The organism is Pseudomonas moraviensis, from assembly GCF_900105805.1.
Lineage (GTDB): Bacteria > Pseudomonadota > Gammaproteobacteria > Pseudomonadales > Pseudomonadaceae > Aquipseudomonas > Aquipseudomonas moraviensis_A.
Genome location: NZ_LT629788.1, coordinates 5,419,699 through 5,440,129 on the forward strand (window position 1 = coordinate 5,419,699; position 20,431 = coordinate 5,440,129).

Genomic DNA, 20,431 nt, shown 5'->3' on the forward strand with positions numbered 1-20,431 from the left:
TTGCGGGTATTGCTGATCAAGACTTCATCGCTGGGCGACGTGATTCATGCGTTGCCGGCGCTGACTGACGCCGCCCGGGCCATTCCCGGAATCAAATTCGACTGGGTGGTGGAAGAAGGCTTCGCCGAGATCCCGACCTGGCACCCGGCCGTTGGCAAAGTGATTCCGGTGGCGATCCGCCGCTGGCGCAAAAATATCTGGAAGACCATTACCAGCGGTGAGTGGAAACGCTTCAAGCAAAGCGTGCGCGCGAACAAATACGATCTGGTGATCGATGCCCAAGGCCTGCTGAAAAGCGCCTGGCTGACCCGCTACGTCAAAGCGCCGGTGGCCGGTCTCGATAAAGGTTCGGCCCGTGAGCCGATGGCTTCGCGTTTTTATGACCGCAAACTGGCGGTGGCCCGTGGTCAGCACGCCGTCGAGCGCGTGCGGCAGTTGTTCGCCATTGCCCTCGGGTACGACTTGCCCAAAGGCCTTGGCGATTACGGCCTCAACGTCGAACGACTGGTCGAGTTGCCACGCAGGAATGCCTACGTGGTGTTCCTGCACGGCACCACCTGGGACACCAAGCACTGGCCGGAACTCTACTGGCGCGAGCTGACCGAGCGCGTTGGCTATCTTGGCGTCGGCGTCAGACTGCCGTGGGGCAACCCGCAGGAAAAGGCCCGCGCCGAGCGCATCGCTGCCGGTTTCAAGCACGCCGAAGTGCTGCCGAAGCTGAATCTGGCCGGCGTCGGCAAAGTCCTCGCCGGCGCGCAGGCTTGCGTGGCGGTGGACACCGGACTCGGCCATCTGGCCGCTGCGCTGGACGTGCCGACCATTTCGTTGTTCGGCCCGACCAACCCGGGCCTGACCGGCGCTTACGGCAAATTGCAGATTCATCTGGCCAGCGACTTCCCGTGCGCGCCTTGCCTGCAGAAGAAATGTACTTATCAACCGACCGAGCAGGATGCCCGTCAGTTTGACCTGAAACGCGAGCAGCCCTTGTGCTTCACGCGTGTAAATCCCGAGCGTGTCGCCAGTCGACTGAGCACGTTGTTGATGGCTGAGGAGCTGCGCTGATGCAATTGGCATTCGTCCTGTACAAATATTTCCCGTTCGGTGGCTTGCAGCGCGATTTCATGCGCATCGCCCTCGAATGCCAGAAGCGTGGTCATCAGATTCGCGTCTACACGCTGATCTGGGAAGGCGACGTACCGCCGGGCTTTGAAGTGCTGGTGGCGCCGGTCAAGGCGTTCTTCAATCACCGCCGCAACGAAAAACTCAGCGCGTGGATGGCAGCGGATCTGGCCAGGCGCCCGGTCGATCGTTTGATCGGCTTCAACAAGATGCCGGGCCTCGACGTCTACTACGCCGCCGACGGCTGCTTCGAAGACAAGGCGCAGAACCTGCGTAACTCGCTGTACCGCCGCTGGGGCCGCTATCGCCACTTCGCCGAGTACGAGCGCGCGGTGTTTGCCAAAGACGCGAAGACCGAAGTACTGATGATTTCCGAAGTGCAGCAGCCACTGTTCATCAAGTATTACGACACCCCGCTCGAACGCTTCCACCTGCTGCCGCCGGGCATCGCCCAGGATCGTCGGCGTCCAGCGAATGCTGATGAAATCCGCGCCGGGTTCCGCGCCGAATTCAATCTCAAGGACGACGAACTGCTGCTGGTGCAGATCGGCTCCGGCTTCAAGACCAAAGGTGTCGATCGCAGCCTGAAAGCGCTGGCCGGATTGCCTGGCGAATTGCGCAAACGCACGCGGCTGTTTGTAATCGGCCAGGATGACCCCAAATTGTTCCAGATGCAGAGTGCGACGCTGGGCCTGGGCGACAATGTGACCTTTCTCAAAGGGCGCAGCGATATCCCGCGTTTTCTGCTTGGCGCCGATCTGTTGATTCACCCGGCCTACAACGAAAACACCGGCACCGTGCTGCTTGAGGCGCTGGTGGCGGGGTTGCCGGTGCTGGTCAGCGCGGTCTGCGGTTACGCCCATTACATTGCCGAGGCTGATGCCGGGCGAGTGCTGGACGAGCCGTTCGAGCAGGCGCAACTGACGCAGTACCTGACCGAGATGTTGAGCAACGACGCTGCACGTGCGGCCTGGAGCCGTAACGGTCTGGCCTTCGCCGAGACGGCCGACCTCTACAGCATGCCGCAGCACGCGGCCGATGTGATTCTGGCGGAGCACGCTTAATGAAGTTGATGCTGGCTGAACCGTTCAAAAGCCTTTGGGCCGGACGCGACCCGTTCGCCGCAGTCGAAGGCTTGCAGGGCGAGGTATACCGCGAGCTGGAAGCGCGCCGGACATTGCGCACGGAAGTCGACGGCCATGGCTTTTTCGTCAAGATCCACCGTGGCATCGGCTGGGGTGAAATCTTCAAGAATCTGCTGACCGCCAAACTGCCGGTGCTTGGCGCCGGGCAAGAGTGGAAAGCCATTCAGCGGTTGCAGGAGGTCGGCGTGCCGACCATGACCGCCGTCGCTTATGGCGAGAAGGGCAGCAATCCGGCGGATCAGCATTCGTTTATCGTCACCGAAGAACTGGCGCCGACCATCAGTCTCGAAGATTACAGCATCGACTGGGTCAAACAGCCGCCGGAGCCGAAGCTCAAGCGCGCGCTGATTGCCGAAGTCGCGCGGATGACCGGCATGATGCACCGCGCCGGGGTCAACCACCGTGACTGCTACATCTGCCACTTCCTGCTGCACACCGACAAGCCGGTCACGCCGGAAGATTTCAAGCTCTCGGTGATCGACCTGCACCGTGCCCAGACCCGCGCGAAGATCACTCAACGCTGGCGCAACAAGGACCTGGCGGCGCTGTACTTTTCGGCGCTGGATATCGGCCTGACCCGCCGCGACAAACTGCGTTTCCTCAAGGGCTATTTCCAGCAGCCGCTGCGGCAGATTCTGGCGCAGGAAGCGCCGCTGCTGAACTGGCTGCAAGGCAAGGCCGACAAGCTCTACGAGCGTAAGCAGCGTTACGGGGACGCGCTCTGATGGCGGGCTGGACGCTTGAGCCGCAGTACAGCGAGCTTGCCGAAGATTTCGGCAGCCTCGAAGCTGTGTTTGCGTTGCAGGGTGAACGCCTGACCCGCGATCCGCTGTCGGAGGTGATCCGCGTGCAGCGCGACGGTGTCAATTACTACGTCAAGCGCTACGTCGGCGCCGGTAAGGGCCTGCGCCGCTACCTCGGCAAGCCGCGGGTGAAGATGGAGTGGCAGAACCTCAAGCGCTTCGCCAAGTGGGGCATTCCCACCGCCGAGGTGGTGGCCTGGGGGCTGGAGCGGCGGGGCGCGGCCTACGATCGTGGCGCGATGATCACCCGTGAGTTGCCCAACACCGAAGACCTCTCGGCACTGGCCGAGCGCAAGGATCCCAAGCTTGAAGATCGCGCCTGGGTCGACGGCGTCAGTCGTCAACTGGCCGGCTATACCCGGACAATGCATGATCACCGCTTTACCCATAACGACTTGAAATGGCGCAACCTGTTGATCGATGATCAGGCGCGGATTTTTCTGATCGACTGCCCCAATGGCGAATTCTGGCGCGGCTTCTGGCTCAAGTACCGAATCACCAAGGACCTGGCCTGTCTCGACAAGCTGGCCAAATATCACCTGTCCAATACCCAGCGCCTGCGCTTCTATAAGCAATACCGCCAGTGCGATCGGCTCGATGTCGCCGACAAGAAACGGATTCGGCACGTGGTGAGATTTTTTGAGGGACGGGAATGACTGATTTTCTCGCCGAACAAGACCGTGCGCTGCTGGAGCGTCACGGTCTCGGCACTTTCGATGCGCTGTGGGCCAAACAGCTTGAGGCTGTGGATGAGCCCAACACTGCCGGTGGCGGCTGGAGCAGCGTGTTTCGCCTGGATCTGGAAGGCCAGGGTTACTACCTCAAGCGTCAGAGCAACTATCTGACGCGTACCTTGCATGCGCCCTTTGGCGAGCCGAGTTTCGCCCGCGAATTCCGCAATATCAGCCGCTATCGCAAGCTCGGCATTCCGGCGCTGCAGGCGGCGTTTTTCGGTGAGCGCAAGATCGACGGAGAAGTGCGCGCCATTTTGCTCACCCGCGCACTGGATGGCTGGAGCGATCTGGATTCGTTGCTCGAACGCTGGGCCCAACTCAGCGCCGCGCAACATTCGGCCATCCTCAAGGCTTGCGGATTGCTGGCGCGGCGTCTGCACGGCGTGCGGCAGGTGCATGGCTGTTTTTATCCCAAGCATATTTTTCTCCGTGCCACCGGCGACGGCTATGAGGCGCAGCTGATCGATCTGGAGAAAACCCGGCCGCTGCTGTTCGGCATGCGCGATCGGGTCAAGGATCTGGAACCGTTGCAACGCCGCGCGCCGCAGTGGAGCGAGGCAGACTTGCGGCAATTGCTCGCGGCTTATCTGGATCAGCCGGATGACAGTTCACTGCTCGACCGTTGGCTGGTGCGGCTGACGGCGCGGCGCAGCCACAAGGAGGCCCGCTGATGCGCTTGTCCGAGCTGGCCCTGGCCGGGCGCACACCTTCTTTACCGCTGACTGTGACGTTGGCGGATGCGGCCGGTGCGGCGGATCTGCAATTGCTGAGTCTGCTGCGGGTGTTGCCTGGGCAGCGCTATGTCGGTGCCGGGGTCTGGCGTGGCCGGCCGGTACTGGCGAAATTGCTGGTGGGCAGCAAAGCCGCCCGGCATTTCCAGCGTGAGCTCGAAGGCGTGCGGTTGCTGGCCGCCCAGAGCATGACCACGCCGCTGCTGTTGGCTGATGGCCTGAAAGACGGCGAGGGCGGCTGGCTGCTGTTCGACTTTCTTGAGGAGGCTGAAAGCCTCGGCGATGCCTGGGCGAAAGTCGAGTCGCTGCCCGTCCTGGCTGATGAGCAAACGGCGGTGTTGGCCGAAGCGCTGGATGCGATCGGCCGGCTACACGGCAAAGGACTCTGGCAGGAAGATCTGCACCTGGACAATCTGCTGCGCCACGGCGCTCAGCTGTATCTGATCGATGGTGCTGGCGTGCGTGCCGAAACGCCGGGGCAGCCGTTGTCGCGGCAAAAGGTGCTGGAAAACCTCGGGGTATTTTTCGCCCAGTTGCCCAAGTCACTCGAACCGTTCACTGAAGAATTGCTGGTGTATTACCTGTTGAGCAACAGCGAACATGCCTTGCCACTGGAGGCATTGCAGAAGCAGATCGACAAGGTTCGTAGCTGGCGACTCAGGGATTATCTGATCAAGGTCGGCCGCGATTGCACCTTGTTTTCGGTTCACCGCGGCGCATTCGCTTTGCGCGCGATTCGCCGCGAAGAAGAGGCTGCCATGTTGCCAGTGCTCGATCAGGCAGACGCCTTGCTTGATCGGGGGCATCTGTACAAGACCGGCGGCGCGGCCAGCGTCGGCCGAGTCGAGGCGGACGGCCGCACGCTGGTGATCAAGCGCTACAACATCAAGGGTTTTGCCCATTGGCTCAAACGCTTCTGGCGCCCGAGCCGGGCCTGGCACTCGTGGCGCGAAGGCAATCGTCTGGCCTTTCTTGGCATCGCCACGCCGAAACCGCTGGCGGTACTGGAGAAGCGCTTTTTGTGGCTGCGTCGCAGTGCCTATCTGGTCACCGAGTATCTGCCTGGGCCGGACATCATCGAGCGCTTCGCGCCCTACGTGGAGAGTGGCCAGGCACCGGAAGCCGAGTTGCAGGCGCTGGATCAACTGTTTGCCCGGTTGATCGCCGAGCGCATCAGTCATGGCGATTTCAAGGGGCACAATCTGTTCTGGCAGCAGGATCGCTGGGCGCTGATCGATCTGGATTCGATGTGTCAGCATGGATCCGACGGCAGTTTTGCACCGGCCTATGCCCGTGATCGCGCGCGATTCATGCGCAACTGGCCTGAAAGCAGTGCATTGTACAAGGCGATTGATCAGCGGTTGCCGAAGGCAGCCCCCGGCGCTGGTTGAAGGCTTTGGCGAAAGGGCGCGAATGCGTTGAAAGATGCCCGTTTGCGTTGGCGGACAGAAAACCGCGATTTGTCCTACAACTTCTGTGGAAGCCATCAACTGTGCTCTGCTGGGCTCCGATGTTAATTTCACCGGATGGTTGCTCGGGGGCGGGCTGTACTTGAATACTCGCGCCCGGTTTCTTTCCTCCGATCGCCACGAGTCAATTCGTACAGGGTAATTTCAGTGACGTTTACGCTATAATCCCGCCCTTTAGCTGTCACTCGCCCTGTGCGAGGACACATCAATTTTCAAGGCGCATCGCGCCTGCATGCAGACTAAAGAGGCTAGACCCCTGTGGCATTGACGATTCTTGGCCTGTCCGGCGCCCTTAGCCATGATCCTTCCGCAGCCTTGTACATCGACGGCAAGCTGGTCGCGGCGGCAGAAGAAGAGCGCTTCGTACGCGATAAACATGCAAAGAACCGCATGCCCTACGAATCGGCAAAGTTCTGCCTCGAGCAAGCTGGCATCAAACCTTCCGACGTTGACGTAGTGGCGATTCCCTTCGCCCCGATCAGCCTGTTCGGCAAAGCCCGCTGGCACTACGCCAAGCGCTACTGGTACGCACCGGATCGCGCGCTCGATGCGATCCTGATGGGCAACCGTCGCTACAAGCGCTATCGCAACAAGATCGTCTGGTGCCTGGAGCAACTGGGCTTCGATCCGAAGAAAATCAAGATCGAGCCGGTCGAGCATCACTTGGCTCACGCCTCCAGCGCCTACCACTGCTCGGGTTTCAAAGAGAAAACCGCGATCCTCGGCATCGACGGCAAGGGCGAATACGCCACGACCTTCTTCGGCTACGGCGAAAACGGCAAGATCCACAAGATCAAGGAATTCTTCGATCCGGACTCCCTCGGTGGTCTGTACGGTGCGATCACCGAATTTCTCGGCTTCGAGATGCTCGATGGCGAATTCAAGGTCATGGGCATGGCGCCGTACGGCGATGCCAGCAAATATGATTTCTCGCGTCTGGCCTCGTTCGAGAATGGCGAGCTGGTGATCAACACCGACTACGCCAACGTCATCGGCCTGCGCCGCTATAAAGAGAAGGGCAAAGGCTTCTACTTTTCTCCGAAGCTGATCGAGTGGCTGGGGCCGAAGCGAGAAGGCGACATCGCCGACGAGCCTTACATTCACTACGCCGCCAGCATGCAAGCGCTGTTCGAGAAGCTGGCGCTGCAGATGATCGACCACTACCTGGGCGATGTGCTCAAGGAAACCGGCAAGCTGGCCTTCGCCGGCGGCTGTGCGTTGAACGTCAAACTGAACCAGAAAATCATTGCCCGCGACGACATCAAAGAGCTGTTCGTCCAGCCGGCATCCGGTGACGCTGGTACGGCCGTAGGCGCCGCCGCTTACGTGTCCCATGCTCGTGGCGTACCGGTGGAGAAGATGGAGCACGTCTACCTTGGCCCGTCTTACAGCAACGAAGATGTGATTGCCGCCTGCGCCCGTCATGAGAACAAGCCGACCTGGCGCAAACTCGACAACATGCCGCAAGAGATTGCCAAGATCATGGTCGAGGGCAATCCGGTGGCCTGGTTCCAGGGCCGCATGGAATTCGGCCCGCGTGCACTTGGCGGTCGTTCGATCATCGGTTGCCCGAGCATTCCCGGTGTGGCTGACCGCATCAACCACCAGATCAAGTTCCGTGAGCGCTGGAGGCCTTTCTGCCCGTCGATGCTCGACACCGTCGCGCCACAGATGATCAAGATCGATCACCCCGCGCCGTTCATGACCTTCACGTTCGAAGTGGCCGAGGAGTGGAAGACGCGCGTCCCGGAAGTCGTTCACGAAGACGGTACTTCACGCGCTCAGGTGCTCAAGCGTGAGTACAACCCGCGCTACTACGACATGATGAAGGCGCTGGAAGACCTGACCGGTAACGGCGTATCGCTGAACACGTCGCTCAACCGTCGGGGCGAACCGATGATCTGCTCGCCGACTGACGCCCTGAACATGTTTTTCGGCTCTGACCTGCAATATCTGATCATGGAAGATATTCTTGTCGTCAAAGAAGGCGTGCAAGGAAACGGTCTTGACTGAAACACTGATCAGCGTCGTGATCCCCGCGTACAACTACGCCAGATCGCTGCCACGGGCAGTGGAGTCGGTATTGGCGCAGTTGCACGAGGCCGCAGCGGATCTGCTGGTCATCGATGATGGGTCTACAGACACGACGCCTGAAGTGTTGGACAGACTGCTGGTCGAGCATGCCGGACGATTTCGGGCAATACGACAAAGCAATGGCGGACTTTCCTGCGTGCGCAACCGCGGGATCGAGGAAACCAGCGGGCGTTTTCTCGTGTTTCTCGACGCTGATGACGAAATGGCGGCGGGGGCGCTGGCCGCTCTTGCGCGACATATCGCGAGCAACCCCGAGACCAGAATGATCATCGGCGCGCACTGGTCGGTTTTCTCCGGGGGCAAACGCAGCCTGCAGCCTGTAAAGCCATTGCCTGCCACGGTGCGACAGCGGGTCAAGGGCTATCTGCTGGATAAAACCGTGTCGATCTCCAACGGCGCCTGTGCGATGCATCGCGAGGTGTTCGCACCGGGCAACTATCCGGAACAGTTGCGCAACGTCGAGGACTTGCCGGTCTTCGCGCAGGTGTTGGCGCGGTTCCCTTGCAGCGTCCTGCAGCAACCACTGGCGCTCATTTACAAGCACGCAGACAGCATGCGTCATGACCTGCACCAGAGTCTTGCGGCGGGTACCGAACAGGTTGTCAGCGAGGTCTTTTCCAGTCGGCGAATGCCCCAAGAGTTTCATGATTTGCGTCAGGCCTATCTGGCGCAGCGTTGCCTGTCATTGTTCCGGGATTGCTACTCGCATCGTGAGTACGCGCTGGCGAAGACCTTCTATATGCAAGCGCTACGGGCCGACTGGCACATCCTGGGGCGTTGGTCGTACTTGCGCAAAGCGCTGCGCCTGCTGTTTCGATAAACCGGATTATTGATTTCTGCGTACCTGTGGCGCGTGATGTTGAGGGGGCTGGGTGAAAGGTACGGATAGGAAATGGGTGGCCAAGGCCGCTCAGGTAATCAGTGAACGACCGGTCAGCGTGGCGTTCTGGGCAAGCATTCTGCTCTCGCTGGTCGCCGTGTCAGGTACTGCCACGGTCGGGCGCGATGCCGCCTTGTACATCGATATCGCGCAGCAGGTGGTCTTGCATGGCACTGATGCCGCCTGGCAGCATTTCGACTGGCCCTGGTTTTCCTTCCTTCTGGCGCTGACCCATCGCGTCACGCATCTGCCCCTGGAATTGAGTGCCTATCTGTGGTGCGGCCTGTTTTTCGCCGGCACCAGTGCCCTGATGGTGGATTGCGTGCGCCGCCGCTCTCCCGAGATCGCCGGCTGGGCATGCCTGGTCGTGCTGGCGATGCCGGCAGTCAATGCGTTTCGAAATGACATCATCCGCGAATGCGGCTTCTGGTTTTTCTGCACCCTGACATTGTGGCAGGCGTTGCGCTGGCAAGCCCTGGGCGGCTGGCTCAGAGCCGGGCTGATTCATCTGGCGATCGTGGCCGCAGCCTTGTTTCGACTGGAAGCTCTGCTGTTATTGCCGGCGCTGGCGCTGTGGCAGTTGCCGGGTTTGTGGCGCTCCGGCCAGCGCATACGATTGTTGCAGCTGGGGTTACTGCCTGTGTTGGGGCTTGCGGTCGCCGCGGCCTCGGGCGTGTTGATGTCTGCGCGCTTCGTGCTCTATCTGGACATGATTGCGCCGCAAGGCGTGTACGCCTCGTTTCAGACACTTTCAGAACAATTTGCCAATTCGTTGATCACCAAGTATTCGCAGGACGAAGCTGGGCGCATTGTGTTTTTTGGCATGCTGGCCGCAATGGCGATCAGTTTCGTCAAACTGACGGGACCTTTCGCTGCGCCTTTCGTACTGCGCCGCAACTGGTCGGTGCTGAGCGATTACTGGCGCGACTATCGCCTGTTCGCCTGGGTTGCGCTGTTGTATCTGGTGGTGCTGATTCTGTTTTTCATCAAGCTGCAGTTCATGAACACGCGTTACCTGAGCTTCCTGAACCTGTTATTTGTACCTGCGCTGGCTATGGCATTGGCAGCGTTTGCCCGGCAGTTTCCACGCTGGACCAAGGCGCTGGTGGTCGTAGCGCTGCTGGTGATGCTGTCAAACGTGATCTCCACCGGCGCCGGCAAAACCCATTACGTGGCGGCGGGACGCTGGTTGTCCGAGCATGTCGAGCCTGACGCTGCAGCCTGGTTCGAAGACGGTCGCATCAGCTACTACGCGGGACGGGGTTATGTTCTGCCGACGCTGACCCGCGAGCAGGCGATGTCGCCGGAGCATGCCGGTCAGTACCGCTATTTCCTCATTGAAGGAAAAGGTGATGAGCCGTGGCTTGGCGAGTGGCTGATGGCGCACAAAATGCGCATCATCGAGCGCTTCGCCAATCGCAAGGGCGCGACAATTCTGGTGATCGGCCGTTAAAGGTCAGCTCAGCAGCAGGCGCAAGCGCTCGATCAGCGCATCCTGACTATTGCCTGGCAACGCCTGGCGGTAGCCTTCGAGGAAAGTTTTGCCGGCGTCCTGGCCGAGCAGCCATTGCCGGTCTTGCTTGTAGCGCAGCAGATGAGCGAAGTTGCGCAGTCGCTTGCTATCGCTCAGGGCGCGTCGCTGGCAACGCAGGTCGGCAATGTCGATCAGCCCGAGATGATTGTCCGGTGTCTGCACCACGTTGCCGAAGTGCAAGGATCGAAAGTACACGCCTCTCTCATGCAGTTGCGCAATGAACGCCCCGAGTCGGGCGCGCAACGTGTCGGTTTCTTCGGGAGTGCCCTGCAATTGCCGCACGGTCTCGCCCGCCAGCGGCGCGTAATAGACGCCGTCGCGTTGAATGCTCGGAATACGGTAAACGGCGATCACATCCGGGCAGAGGATGCCGCGCTGCTGCAACGCTCTGGTGTTGTTGGCAAAGCGTTGGGCATAGGGAAAGAACAGCGCCGAACTCAGCAAGCGCTTGCGGCGAAAAAGTTTGAGCATGCGACCGTCGGCCAACCTGAGCACCTTGTCGCCGGAACCGTCGGCTTCGAGTACCTGAGCACCTTTGCGCAGTGCCTCGTAAGTGCTGTGATCAATCGATTGCATGCCAGACTCCCCATCGTGAGCCGGCTATCTTAACCGACTTGGCCAAAGGCTGGCGCCCGGTGATGTTTATCGGCGCAAAAGGGCCTGTGATATCATCGCCGCCTCACTGATTTACGCGGATTCCCATGAGCAGTCCTGAACCGAAAGCCCAGTCAACGCTGGCGATCTATTTCCGCCTTTTGGCTTACGTGCGTCCCTACGCCGGCCTGTTCATCCTGAGTATCGTCGGCTTCCTGATCTTCGCCTCGACCCAACCGATGCTTGCCTACATCCTCAAGTATTTCGTCGATGGCCTGGCCAATCCAGAGGCCAGTCTGTTCCCGGGCAACCCCTATCTCGGCAAGTTGCAGCTGCTCGAAAGCGTGCCGTTGTTGATCGTGCTGATTGCCGTGTGGCAAGGCGTCGGTTCGTATCTGGGCAACTACTTTCTGGCGCGGGTCTCCCTGGGCCTGGTGCATGACCTGCGGGTTGTGCTGTTCAACAAGCTGCTGGATCTGCCCAACAGCTATTTCGACAAGAACAATTCCGGTCATCTGATTTCCCGCATCACGTTCAACGTGACCATGGTCACCGGCGCCGCCACGGATGCGATCAAGGTGGTGATCCGCGAAGGCATGACGGTGATCTTCCTGTTCTGCACCCTGTTGTGGATGAACTGGAAACTCACCTTGGTCATGGTCGCGATCCTGCCGGTCATCGGCCTGATGGTGAACAGCACCAGCAAGAAATTCCGCAAGCAGAGCAAGAAGATTCAGGTGTCGATGGGCAATGTCACGCACGTGGCGTCCGAGACCATTCACGGGTACCGCGTGGTCCGCAGTTTTGGCGGCGAAACCTATGAGAAGACCCGCTTTCGCGACGCCAGCCAGAGCAATACCGATAAACAACTGACAATGACCAAGACCGGCGCGGTGTATACGCCGATGCTGCAATTGGTGACGTACAGCGCCATGGCCGTGGTGATGTTTCTGGTGCTGTACCTCCGGGGTGATGCGTCGCCTGGTGATCTGGTGGCCTACATCACCATGGCCGGCCTGCTGCCGAAACCGATTCGCCAGCTCTCCGAAGTCAGCTCGACGATCCAGAAGGGCGTGGCTGGCGCCGAGAGTATTTTCGAACAGCTGGACGAACCGGCGGAAGTCGATCACGGCACGGTCGAGCGCGACCGTCTGCAAGGTCGCCTCGAAGTGCGCAACCTCAGCTTCAGTTATCCGAACAGCGAGAAAAAAGTCCTCGATGACATCAGTTTCGTCGTCGAGCCCGGGCAAATGGTGGCGCTGGTCGGTCGCTCCGGCAGCGGCAAGTCCACCCTGGCCGGCCTGATTCCACGCTTCTACCAGCACGAGAAAGAGCACGGGCAGATTCTGCTGGATGACGTGCAGGTGCAGGACCTGACCCTGCGCAGCCTGCGTCGGCAGATTGCCCTCGTGACCCAGCAGGTCACGCTATTCAACGACACGGTGACCAATAACATCGCTTACGGCGATCTGGCGGGAGCACCGTTCGACGAGGTCAAGCGCGCGGCCACTGAAGCCTACGCCGATGAGTTCATCATCAAGATGCCGCAGGGCTACGAGACGCTGGTCGGCGAGAATGGCGTGCTGCTGTCCGGCGGCCAGCGTCAGCGCATCGCCATTGCACGGGCATTGCTCAAGGATGCGCCGCTGCTGATTCTCGATGAGGCCACGTCGGCCCTCGATACCGAGTCCGAACGGCATATCCAGGCGGCGCTGGATCATGTGGTGCAGAACCGCACGACGCTGGTGATCGCTCACCGCTTGAGCACCATCGAGAAGGCCGATCTGATTCTGGTCATGGACGAAGGCAAGATCGTCGAGCGCGGCACTCATACCCAGCTCCTGGCACAGAATGGTTATTACGCCCGCTTGCACGCCAAGGAATTCGAAGAAGGCGACGAGCTGCAACCGACCCATGTGACCGACCTATGCTGAAGGCGTTTCGCGCCTGGCGTGAGCGCGGCTGGAGCGAGATCGATCAGGCCGCTTACACCCAAGCCTGGCAGCGCTTCGGCGGCAGTTTTGCGACTCATCCCGAGGTGGTGGAGCGGCTGTCGACGTTTGTCGGCATCAAGCTGCACTACCTCGGCTGGATCGTCGATGGTGACGTCGTCGCGGCTGTTGCTTGCTGGGGCCGGCACGCCGCGCTGTCCAAGGAAGTCCTCAAGCGCGAGGGCAAGCGCGGGCTGCTCGACATGGGCAATGCCGAACTGATTCTGCCGATTGCCGCAGACGTCGTCGTCCCGGTGCGCCAGCGCATGGCGTATGTTTCGCAACTCAACGCCGAGCAGATCAGCACCCTGCGCGCGCAACCGGAAGGGCTGGCACTGGCGCGGTTGCCCGAGGATTACTCGAAGAAGTTTCGCTACAACCAGCGACGCGAGCAGCGCCTGCTGGAAGAGGCAGGCGGGTCGCTGGTGCCGATGTCCGACTTGACGCCACAGGAGCAGGCGGCCGCCTATGGCGATCTGTTTCAACGTCGCTGGGGCTTTGAAGTGCCCGGCAAGGCCGGGCTGGTCGAAGTGTTCACCCTGCTGCGCGAGTTCATGACCGGGTCAGTGGTGATGCTTGAATCGGCACCGGTGGCGATCCAGATTCTCTACCGGGTCGAAGCGCCGCAGTGGGTGTCGCTGGAGTACGTCAATGGCGGCGTCGATCCGCAAAGTCGCGAGTTCAGCCCCGGCAGCGTATTGAGTTTCGTCAACACCCAGCAGGCCTGGGCGGATGCTCAGGCACTGGGCAAGACGCTGCGCTATTCATTCGGCCGTGCCGACCGTGAATACAAGGATCGCTGGTGTCACACGGTGCCCGTCTACAAGGTCTGAATCCATGACTGCTCGCAAGCAACAGCTCCTCAAGGCCCATCGCCGCAGCAAGCGCCTGTTCCTGATTGCGTTCTTGATCGTGCTGTTGGCGGCCGGCTTCCTGCTGGGCTGGTGGCTGGTGCCGTTATTGCTGGTGTTGGCCTGGGTGGCGCATGAGGCGTGGTTTGCCGACCATCTGTTCTATCGCGCCGCTGACGACTATCAATATCACTTTCCCAAGGATGCTGCGCAGCAGGCCGTGAAGCTGGATGCCGGTGTCCTGCGTCTGAGCGAGTCGCTGGCGCCGGGAGAAACGCTGGTGCTTGAACTCGAGGTCAAGGCGACCTGGCTCGGGCGCTGGCTGGATCCTTATGTCGAGCTGGGCGACGATCGCCAGGACTTCGAGCGGGGCGTCAACGGCCGGCGCTTTCTCAATCTGTCCGGGCAGGGCGTAGCGCTGGGTGAAAATACCCTGACGTTGCGCGGCCGCCATTGCACCCTGAGCGCTGCCGGTACGTTATGGGTCATGAGCAATCCCGATTACGCGCAGCAACGGGTCATGGTCATCGCGCCTCACGCCGATGATGCCGAACTGGCTGCGTTCGGCCTCTACAGTCGCTGCGAAGAAGCAAGCATCGTCACGCTGACCCAGGGCGAAATCGAGGCCGAAGACTTCCAGCGCCTGGGTCTGGACAAGGCTCAGGCAGCTCGGCTGAAGGGCAGGCTACGCAGTTGGGACAGCCTGAGCATTCCGATGTGGGGCGGGGTGCCGGCCAGTCGATGCGTACAGCTGGGCTATTACTGCCTGCAATTGCCAGCCATGGCCGAAGAGCCGGACACTTCATTCGGCTCGCGCGAATCCGGCGAAAACGATGTGCGCACTGTCCGCCAGCACAATCCGCTCACACTGCCGGGCGATGTCGATGGTGCGCCGACCTGGAACAATCTGGTCGGCGATATACAGCTATTGCTGGAGCACTTTCGCCCCGAGGTCGTCGTCACTCCGCATCCCGAACTGGACCCGCACAGTGATCACGTCGCCTCCACCCGTGCCCTGCTGGAAGCCATCGCAACCAGTGCGTGGAAGCCGTCGACCCTGCTGATGTACGCCAACCATCTGCATGACAATGATCGTTGGCCAATGGGCCCGGCCGGTGGCGGTATCGCCCTGCCGCCGGCGATCGAGCCGTTGCCGGCTGATCGCTTGTGGAGCCCGGTGCTGTCGGCGGATATGCAACTGGACAAGGCCATGGCGCTGGCCATGGAGCATGACCTGCAGGGCGCGCTCGGATTCAAGCGGCAATTGCGTCGCGTCATTCAACAGATGCTTGCCGGACGCCGCTGGCCGGTCACAGGCAGTAACGAGTTTTTCCGCAAGGCCGTGCGGCGTCACGAACTGTTCTGGGTGCGTGACCTTTCAGATTGAGGCGGACGGCGCTTTACCCTGTGGTAATATCGCGCCCCTGTTCATTTTGTATGTGGGTTGCTCCATGAAGTTGTCCATGCCGCGTTTCGATCAAGCCCCTGTCTTGGTAGTCGGCGATGTCATGCTCGACCGTTACTGGCATGGCGGAACCTCACGGATTTCCCCTGAGGCGCCGGTGCCGGTGGTCAAGGTCGAGCAGATCGAAGACCGTCCGGGCGGTGCCGCGAACGTTGCCTTGAACATTGCCGCGCTGGGTGCACCGGCGTCGCTGGTCGGTGTGACCGGCGATGACGAGGCCGCCGACAGCCTGAGCAACAGTCTCAAGGGCGCCGGCGTCCGCGCCCTGTTCCAGCGCATCGCGCACCAGCCGACCATCGTCAAGCTGCGGGTCATGAGCCGGCACCAGCAATTGCTGCGTATCGACTTCGAAGAGCCCTTCGCCACCGACGCCCTGGCCCTCGGTTCGCAGGTCGATGACCTGCTTGAAGGCATCAAGGTGCTGGTCCTCTCCGACTACGGCAAAGGCGCGCTGAAAAACCATCAGGCGCTGATCCAGGCCGCGCGGGCGAAAAACATTCCGGTGCTGGCCGATCCGAAGGGCAAGGACTTTTCCATCTATCGTGGCGCGAGCCTGATCACGCCGAACCTCAGCGAATTCGAAGCCATCGTTGGCGGTTGTGTCGACGAGCACGAGCTCGTCAGCAAGGGCGCGACGCTGATGCACGAGCTTGAACTCGGTGCGCTGCTGGTCACCCGTGGCGAGCATGGCATGACCTTGTTGCGCCCGGACCAGGCGGCATTGCACTTGCCGGCACGTGCGCGGGAAGTGTTCGACGTGACCGGTGCGGGCGACACGGTCATCTCGACCCTCGCCGCCGCGATCGCTGCCGGCGAAGATCTGCCCCATGCCGTGGCGCTGGCCAACCTGGCGGCGGGTATCGTGGTCGGCAAGCTCGGTACGGCCGCCATCAGCGCCCCGGAACTGCGCCGCGCCATTCAGCGTGAAGAGGGTTCGGAACGCGGTGTGCTCGGTCTTGAGCAATTGGTGCTGGCCGTCGCCGACGCCCGTGCCCATAACGAAAGAATCGTTTTCACCAATGGCTGCTTCGACATTCTCCACGCCGGGCATGTGACCTATCTGGAACAGGCACGGGCCCAGGGCGACCGTCTGATCGTTGCGGTCAACGATGATGCTTCAGTCAGTCGCCTGAAAGGGCCGGGCCGCCCGATCAACAGCGTCGACCGACGCATGGCCGTTCTGGCGGGCCTTGGGGCGGTCGACTGGGTCATCAGCTTCCCCGAAGGCACCCCGGAAAATCTGCTGCGCGAGGTCAGACCCGATGTGCTGGTCAAGGGTGGCGATTACGGCATCGACCAGGTGGTCGGCGCGGATATCGTCACCGCGTATGGTGGCACCGTGAAAGTGTTGGGACTGGTGGAAAACAGTTCGACGACGGCGATTGTCGAAAAAATCCGCAGTCGCTGATCAGATGAATCTTTACCGTTGTGTACTGCGTGTGAACGGATTTTGCCTTGGGGATCTCACCGTTTCCGTTGATGTTGGCAGGTTTGAATCCGCTGCGCTTGCCTGCCTACATTACGTGGTCGATTAATTTATGAAAGTCATGCTCCTGGTGATGGACGAACAGCGGGTCATTCTCGACCGGCTCTACGACATCGTGCAGCAGAACTGTGATGAATGTTTCATCTATCGTCTGAGCAAACAGCAGCAGATGAACCTGGGTGCGTTTCTGGCTTCAGTCGACTACCAGACCTTTGACCGCGTGGTGATTTTCTCCCGGGTCAAGCGACTGGCTCCGCAACTGCGGGTGCTCAAGTGCATTCCCGGGCTGGTCTTTCTTGAACACGACGCCTATCAGAACTACATGCCCGCCAGTAAGTACCGTGGCGTCTACTCGCGTTTGTACAGCCGCTTGCCAAGCTGCCGGGCCTTGGTGTCCGGCGCTGTTGTCGCGCGCAAGATGCTCGCCGAAGGCATCGATACGCTGTTCGTCTCCAAGGGCTACGACGAGCAGATGCTGCACAACACCGGGGTCGAACGAGATATCCCGATCGGCTTCCTCGGCAGCCTGAAAAGCACCGAGTACGCCGAGCGCAAGGCCATGCTTGAATCCCTCTCGCGGCGCACCGGCATGCTCGTGACCCGCACCCAATCAGGCGCCGAATACCTCGAAACGCTCAATCGCATCAAGATCTTCGTCAGCGCCGATATCGGCATGAACGAATTCATGATCAAGAACTTCGAGGCCATGGCGTGCGGCTGTGTGCTGCTGGCCTGGAGTCAGGGCGAAGAAGACCGCTTGCTCGGTTTCGAAGACATGCACAACACGGTGTTCTACCGCAGCGAAGACGAGGCGGTAGCAAAAATCAAAATGCTGCAGGACGACCCCGAACTGGCACAACGCATTGCCAGCAACGGCCAGGCGTTCGCCGAAAGTCGCTATTCGTTTGCGCGGGTCGGCCAGGCACTCGCCGAAGCCATCCAGCGTGAGATGCGCCCATGGCAGCCGCCGTCGGCGTTCACCCGGTTCTGGGTCAAACTGCGCTACGGCATGAAGGTGCCAGCCTGAATGACGGACGAATACATGGCGCTGGATGCGCTGCCCGGTGGCGACCAGTCGGTTTTGCAGGCCTTGCCCGATGCACTGCGTGAATGCCTGAGTCGCGCCGCCCGAGTGGTACTGATCGCCAATAATCCCGCCATCACCGCAGCCGACTTCGAGGCGCTGAACATCGGCGCCGATGATATCGTCGTCAGTTTCAACCACTGCATCAAGGCGTCGCTGCTCAACGAGCAGAGCGTCAATCTCTTCGTGCACGGCTACAACGCGCCCGATGCCTATTTCTTCGGCTTGCCCGGCAATGCGGACGTACAGCGACTGTTCGACCGCGCGGCTCAGCGTTGCTTCACCATGCTGGTGGGGTGCGCGGCGCCGATGTGTCCACTGCCGCGCGTGGCGATGTATTGGGATCGCATCCCGTTGCTACCGCTGTGGAATTACCCGATCGACCGCCCGGGGGGTAAACGCTACGTCGGGCCGTCCACGGGCTTCAACACGCTGGTGCTGTTCGACTGGCTGCGCGGGCATGTCGGTTACACCTATCAGTTGATGACCCTGGGCTTTTCCAACGAGGCGGGGAAGCTGTGGGGCGGCCATGCCTGGGACTACGAGCGGGACTGGTTGCAGAAGTCCGATGTGATTGTCGTGCCGCTGCAACCCCGGCGCTGGTGGCAGAAGCTGTTCAAGCGCAAATAAGCGGCGCCGCCGTCACGTGCCTGCCGGGCCGAACTATTTCTTCAAAGGTGCAATCGAGTGTTGAAAATTGCCGTGGCATTTTTCGGGATTCCGAGGAATTCCCAGATTTGCTTCCCCTCCATCGAACAGAACGTATTGGCACAGTTGCCTGCGGGCAGCGACGTCCAGTGCTTTTATCACTTGTATAAAATCGATGAAGTGCAGAATTCGCGCTCCGGCGAGAAGGGCGAGCTGGCGGCCGACAACTATCGGCCCTTCGAGTCCATGCGCGGCGCGCTTACCTCGACCGACGGTGTGCTGGAGCGTTGGAATTTCGAGCAGGTCAAGGCACTGGGCGATACCTGGGCCGATGACTATGCATCGCTGCGCAACCTGATTTATCAGCTCAACTCGTTGCACACCGTCACCACCGAGATCGAGTCCTTCGATCCGGACTTTGTCGTGTTCGTGCGGCCGGACAATTTCTTCCACACCGCGCTGCCAGGCTACGTGTTCAACCACGTCGAGGCGCGGCGGCACAACGTCTATATCCCCGACTGGCAATGGTGGGGCGGTCTGAATGACCGTTTCGCCGTATGCGGGCGCGATACCTATGTCGCCTACGGCAAGCGCATCGAACGCATCTTCGATTTCTGCAAGGCGACCGGCCGCAAGCTGCACTCCGAGCGCTTGCTCAAATACGCGCTACTGGAGGCGGGCGCCAAGGTCTGCACACTGCCGATTCAGGCCTCCCGGGTGCGCATCACCGGGGCATTTGCCGAAGAGTCGTTCTCACCCAAGCGTGGCATGGGCAAGCGCGAAAACCGTTACTTTCACTTCTTCGCGACGTTGCGCACCTGGTGGGATCGCCGCCGCTAGCGGCTTGCGCGTTTCCTGCCCAGCCCGACCAAGCGCAGCGCCTTGATGCTCAATTGCTTAAGGCCGGTGCGGGGTGCCTTGGCCGGTTGCAGGCCCTGTTGCACAAGCCAGTCCTTCCAGCGAATGCGTTCGTCGTGCACGACCCAGCCCTGTTGCGTCGCGAAGCTCTCGGCCAGATGAATGCCGCGGGTGCTGGCCGGTATCAGCTTGTCGCGTTTGAGGGTGAACAGCTCCGCAGTTGGCGCGCCGTCCTTGAGGGGCATCAGATACAGGTCTGGCCGCTTGCGGTCGAGCCGCGCGACCAATTGATCGCCCTCGAGGCGTTCATCGACATGAAACAGACTCAGCGACTTGGCTTCCTTGGGCACTTCCAGGCGCAAGTCGTAGATCAATTGCAGCGACGCCGTCGGTAGATGCACGTAGGCCCGTGGTCGCTCCAGCAATTGCAGGTTGGCGCAGCGCACCGGACGCGCCGAACCGGACAGCGGCGTCAGGCGAAACGGCAATGCCTCGCGATAATGCAGCGCAGCGGAGTAGGGCGCTGGCAGCCAGGTGTCGTTGAAACGCCCGCCGAGCCAGCCTTCCGGGGTTTCCAGCAGGCATTCTTCGGCAATTTCCTGAATCGCCGTGTGCAGCGGGATGTTCAATTCGTGGGCCGGCACGTAGCCGGAAATCAGCTTCAGCACCACGTCACCGCGATCCTGCCGACGTTGGCGCACTAGCACCCAGTAATCGCGGTTCTGCCAATGCAGGGTCAGGCGCACGGATACGCCGAGATTGGCCAGCTCCAGGGCAAAGCGCTCGCTGTCGGCAACGCTGACCGGTTTGCGCCGTTGCAGGGTCTGGGCGAAATTCAGCGGCATGCCGACGCTCTGATAGCTCAGGCCCTCGGGCGTGGCTTCGACGAACAGCGGCAGCGTCTTGAAGTTGCTCGGGTTCTTGCGGATGAGCGTGCGCGGCATA

At 60.8% G+C, this 20,431-nt stretch carries 18 protein-coding genes; 16 read left to right on the forward strand and 2 right to left on the reverse strand.

Features of this window, described 5'->3' with window-relative positions; translation table 11 throughout:
- The 9 genes from waaC (at position 1) to BLU71_RS24335 (ending at position 10,428) form a co-directional block, all read left to right on the forward strand.
- The gene (gene waaC / locus BLU71_RS24295) at positions 1 to 1,062 is read left to right on the forward strand and encodes a lipopolysaccharide heptosyltransferase I (protein WP_042607755.1); all 1,062 of its coding nucleotides are present in this window, start codon (positions 1 to 3) and stop codon (positions 1,060 to 1,062) included.
- The gene (locus BLU71_RS24300; protein ID WP_042607756.1) at positions 1,062 to 2,183 is read left to right on the forward strand and encodes a glycosyltransferase family 4 protein; all 1,122 of its coding nucleotides are present in this window, start codon (positions 1,062 to 1,064) and stop codon (positions 2,181 to 2,183) included. Before waaC ends, BLU71_RS24300 begins: the two co-directional genes overlap by 1 nt.
- Positions 2,183 to 2,989 (forward strand): lipopolysaccharide core heptose(I) kinase RfaP, encoded by an 807-nt coding sequence (rfaP, locus tag BLU71_RS24305; protein ID WP_064363185.1) that lies wholly within the window; start codon positions 2,183 to 2,185, stop codon positions 2,987 to 2,989. The genes BLU71_RS24300 and rfaP overlap by 1 nt, the downstream gene beginning before the upstream one ends.
- Positions 2,989 to 3,723, forward strand: coding sequence for a lipopolysaccharide kinase InaA family protein (locus tag BLU71_RS24310; protein WP_042607758.1), 735 nt, complete (start codon positions 2,989 to 2,991; stop codon positions 3,721 to 3,723). Before rfaP ends, BLU71_RS24310 begins: the two co-directional genes overlap by 1 nt.
- Positions 3,720 to 4,472 (forward strand): lipopolysaccharide kinase InaA family protein, encoded by a 753-nt coding sequence (locus BLU71_RS24315; RefSeq protein WP_083354055.1) that lies wholly within the window; start codon positions 3,720 to 3,722, stop codon positions 4,470 to 4,472. The genes BLU71_RS24310 and BLU71_RS24315 overlap by 4 nt, the downstream gene beginning before the upstream one ends.
- Positions 4,472 to 5,923: a lipopolysaccharide kinase InaA family protein gene (locus BLU71_RS24320; RefSeq protein WP_042607760.1), complete on the forward strand. Its 1,452-nt coding sequence runs from the start codon at positions 4,472 to 4,474 to the stop codon at positions 5,921 to 5,923. Before BLU71_RS24315 ends, BLU71_RS24320 begins: the two co-directional genes overlap by 1 nt.
- A 336-nt stretch (positions 5,924 to 6,259) precedes the next feature.
- Positions 6,260 to 8,014, forward strand: a complete 1,755-nt coding sequence (locus tag BLU71_RS24325) for a carbamoyltransferase (RefSeq protein ID WP_042607761.1) — start codon at positions 6,260 to 6,262, stop codon at positions 8,012 to 8,014.
- Complete coding sequence (locus BLU71_RS24330; RefSeq protein ID WP_064363177.1) at positions 8,007 to 8,915, forward strand: glycosyltransferase family 2 protein; 909 nt, start codon at positions 8,007 to 8,009, stop codon at positions 8,913 to 8,915. The genes BLU71_RS24325 and BLU71_RS24330 overlap by 8 nt, the downstream gene beginning before the upstream one ends.
- Positions 8,916 to 8,991: 76 nt before the next feature.
- Positions 8,992 to 10,428, forward strand: a complete 1,437-nt coding sequence (locus BLU71_RS24335; protein ID WP_231982442.1) for a hypothetical protein — start codon at positions 8,992 to 8,994, stop codon at positions 10,426 to 10,428.
- Positions 10,429 to 10,431: 3 nt separating this feature from the next.
- On the opposite strand, the gene BLU71_RS24340 is transcribed toward BLU71_RS24335, so the two are convergent.
- The gene (locus tag BLU71_RS24340) at positions 10,432 to 11,085 is read right to left on the reverse strand and encodes a lipopolysaccharide kinase InaA family protein (RefSeq protein WP_064363173.1); all 654 of its coding nucleotides are present in this window, start codon (positions 11,083 to 11,085) and stop codon (positions 10,432 to 10,434) included.
- 125 nt (positions 11,086 to 11,210) lie between these two features.
- On the opposite strand from BLU71_RS24340, the gene msbA reads away from it, so the two are divergent.
- The 7 genes from msbA (at position 11,211) to BLU71_RS24375 (ending at position 19,468) form a co-directional block, all read left to right on the forward strand.
- Positions 11,211 to 13,037 carry a lipid A export permease/ATP-binding protein MsbA gene (gene msbA, locus BLU71_RS24345; protein ID WP_064363171.1) on the forward strand — a complete coding sequence of 609 codons (1,827 nt, stop codon included), beginning with the start codon at positions 11,211 to 11,213 and terminating at the stop codon, positions 13,035 to 13,037.
- Positions 13,031 to 13,927, forward strand: a complete 897-nt coding sequence (locus BLU71_RS24350; RefSeq protein WP_083354056.1) for a GNAT family N-acetyltransferase — start codon at positions 13,031 to 13,033, stop codon at positions 13,925 to 13,927. The genes msbA and BLU71_RS24350 overlap by 7 nt, the downstream gene beginning before the upstream one ends.
- 4 nt (positions 13,928 to 13,931) lie before the next feature.
- Complete coding sequence (locus tag BLU71_RS24355; RefSeq protein WP_083354057.1) at positions 13,932 to 15,332, forward strand: PIG-L deacetylase family protein; 1,401 nt, start codon at positions 13,932 to 13,934, stop codon at positions 15,330 to 15,332.
- Between the two features lie 64 nt (positions 15,333 to 15,396).
- On the forward strand, positions 15,397 to 16,818 hold the full coding sequence (hldE, locus tag BLU71_RS24360) for a bifunctional D-glycero-beta-D-manno-heptose-7-phosphate kinase/D-glycero-beta-D-manno-heptose 1-phosphate adenylyltransferase HldE (protein ID WP_042607768.1): 1,422 nt from the start codon (positions 15,397 to 15,399) through the stop codon (positions 16,816 to 16,818).
- Between the two features lie 130 nt (positions 16,819 to 16,948).
- Positions 16,949 to 17,923 carry a glycosyltransferase gene (locus BLU71_RS24365; protein ID WP_064363163.1) on the forward strand — a complete coding sequence of 325 codons (975 nt, stop codon included), beginning with the start codon at positions 16,949 to 16,951 and terminating at the stop codon, positions 17,921 to 17,923.
- Complete coding sequence (locus tag BLU71_RS24370) at positions 17,924 to 18,610, forward strand: hypothetical protein (protein WP_083354058.1); 687 nt, start codon at positions 17,924 to 17,926, stop codon at positions 18,608 to 18,610.
- 57 nt (positions 18,611 to 18,667) lie between these two features.
- Positions 18,668 to 19,468 carry a hypothetical protein gene (locus BLU71_RS24375; protein ID WP_042607771.1) on the forward strand — a complete coding sequence of 267 codons (801 nt, stop codon included), beginning with the start codon at positions 18,668 to 18,670 and terminating at the stop codon, positions 19,466 to 19,468.
- Here the strand turns inward: BLU71_RS24375 and BLU71_RS24380 are convergent.
- Complete coding sequence (locus BLU71_RS24380; RefSeq protein WP_042607772.1) at positions 19,465 to 20,430, reverse strand: hypothetical protein; 966 nt, start codon at positions 20,428 to 20,430, stop codon at positions 19,465 to 19,467. The two genes, BLU71_RS24375 and BLU71_RS24380, sit on opposite strands and share 4 nt — an antisense overlap.
- Position 20,431 lies beyond the last annotated feature (1 nt).

Excerpts from the sequence above, each read along its gene's own strand:
- hldE (WP_042607768.1), top strand. The coding sequence starts at position 15,397 with ATGAAGTTGTCCATGCCGCGTTTCGATCAAGCCCCTGTCTTGGTAGTC.
- BLU71_RS24300 (WP_042607756.1), top strand. The coding sequence starts at position 1,062 with ATGCAATTGGCATTCGTCCTGTACAAATATTTCCCGTTCGGTGGCTTG.
- BLU71_RS24380 (WP_042607772.1), bottom strand. The coding sequence starts at position 20,430 with ATGCCGCGCACGCTCATCCGCAAGAACCCGAGCAACTTCAAGACGCTG.
- BLU71_RS24365 (WP_064363163.1), top strand. The coding sequence starts at position 16,949 with ATGAAAGTCATGCTCCTGGTGATGGACGAACAGCGGGTCATTCTCGAC.
- msbA (WP_064363171.1), top strand. The coding sequence starts at position 11,211 with ATGAGCAGTCCTGAACCGAAAGCCCAGTCAACGCTGGCGATCTATTTC.
- BLU71_RS24370 (WP_083354058.1), top strand. The coding sequence starts at position 17,924 with ATGACGGACGAATACATGGCGCTGGATGCGCTGCCCGGTGGCGACCAG.
- BLU71_RS24340 (WP_064363173.1), bottom strand. The coding sequence starts at position 11,085 with ATGCAATCGATTGATCACAGCACTTACGAGGCACTGCGCAAAGGTGCT.
- BLU71_RS24355 (WP_083354057.1), top strand. The coding sequence starts at position 13,932 with ATGACTGCTCGCAAGCAACAGCTCCTCAAGGCCCATCGCCGCAGCAAG.
- rfaP (WP_064363185.1), top strand. The coding sequence starts at position 2,183 with ATGAAGTTGATGCTGGCTGAACCGTTCAAAAGCCTTTGGGCCGGACGC.
- BLU71_RS24310 (WP_042607758.1), top strand. The coding sequence starts at position 2,989 with ATGGCGGGCTGGACGCTTGAGCCGCAGTACAGCGAGCTTGCCGAAGAT.
- BLU71_RS24350 (WP_083354056.1), top strand. The coding sequence starts at position 13,031 with ATGCTGAAGGCGTTTCGCGCCTGGCGTGAGCGCGGCTGGAGCGAGATC.
- BLU71_RS24320 (WP_042607760.1), top strand. The coding sequence starts at position 4,472 with ATGCGCTTGTCCGAGCTGGCCCTGGCCGGGCGCACACCTTCTTTACCG.
- BLU71_RS24315 (WP_083354055.1), top strand. The coding sequence starts at position 3,720 with ATGACTGATTTTCTCGCCGAACAAGACCGTGCGCTGCTGGAGCGTCAC.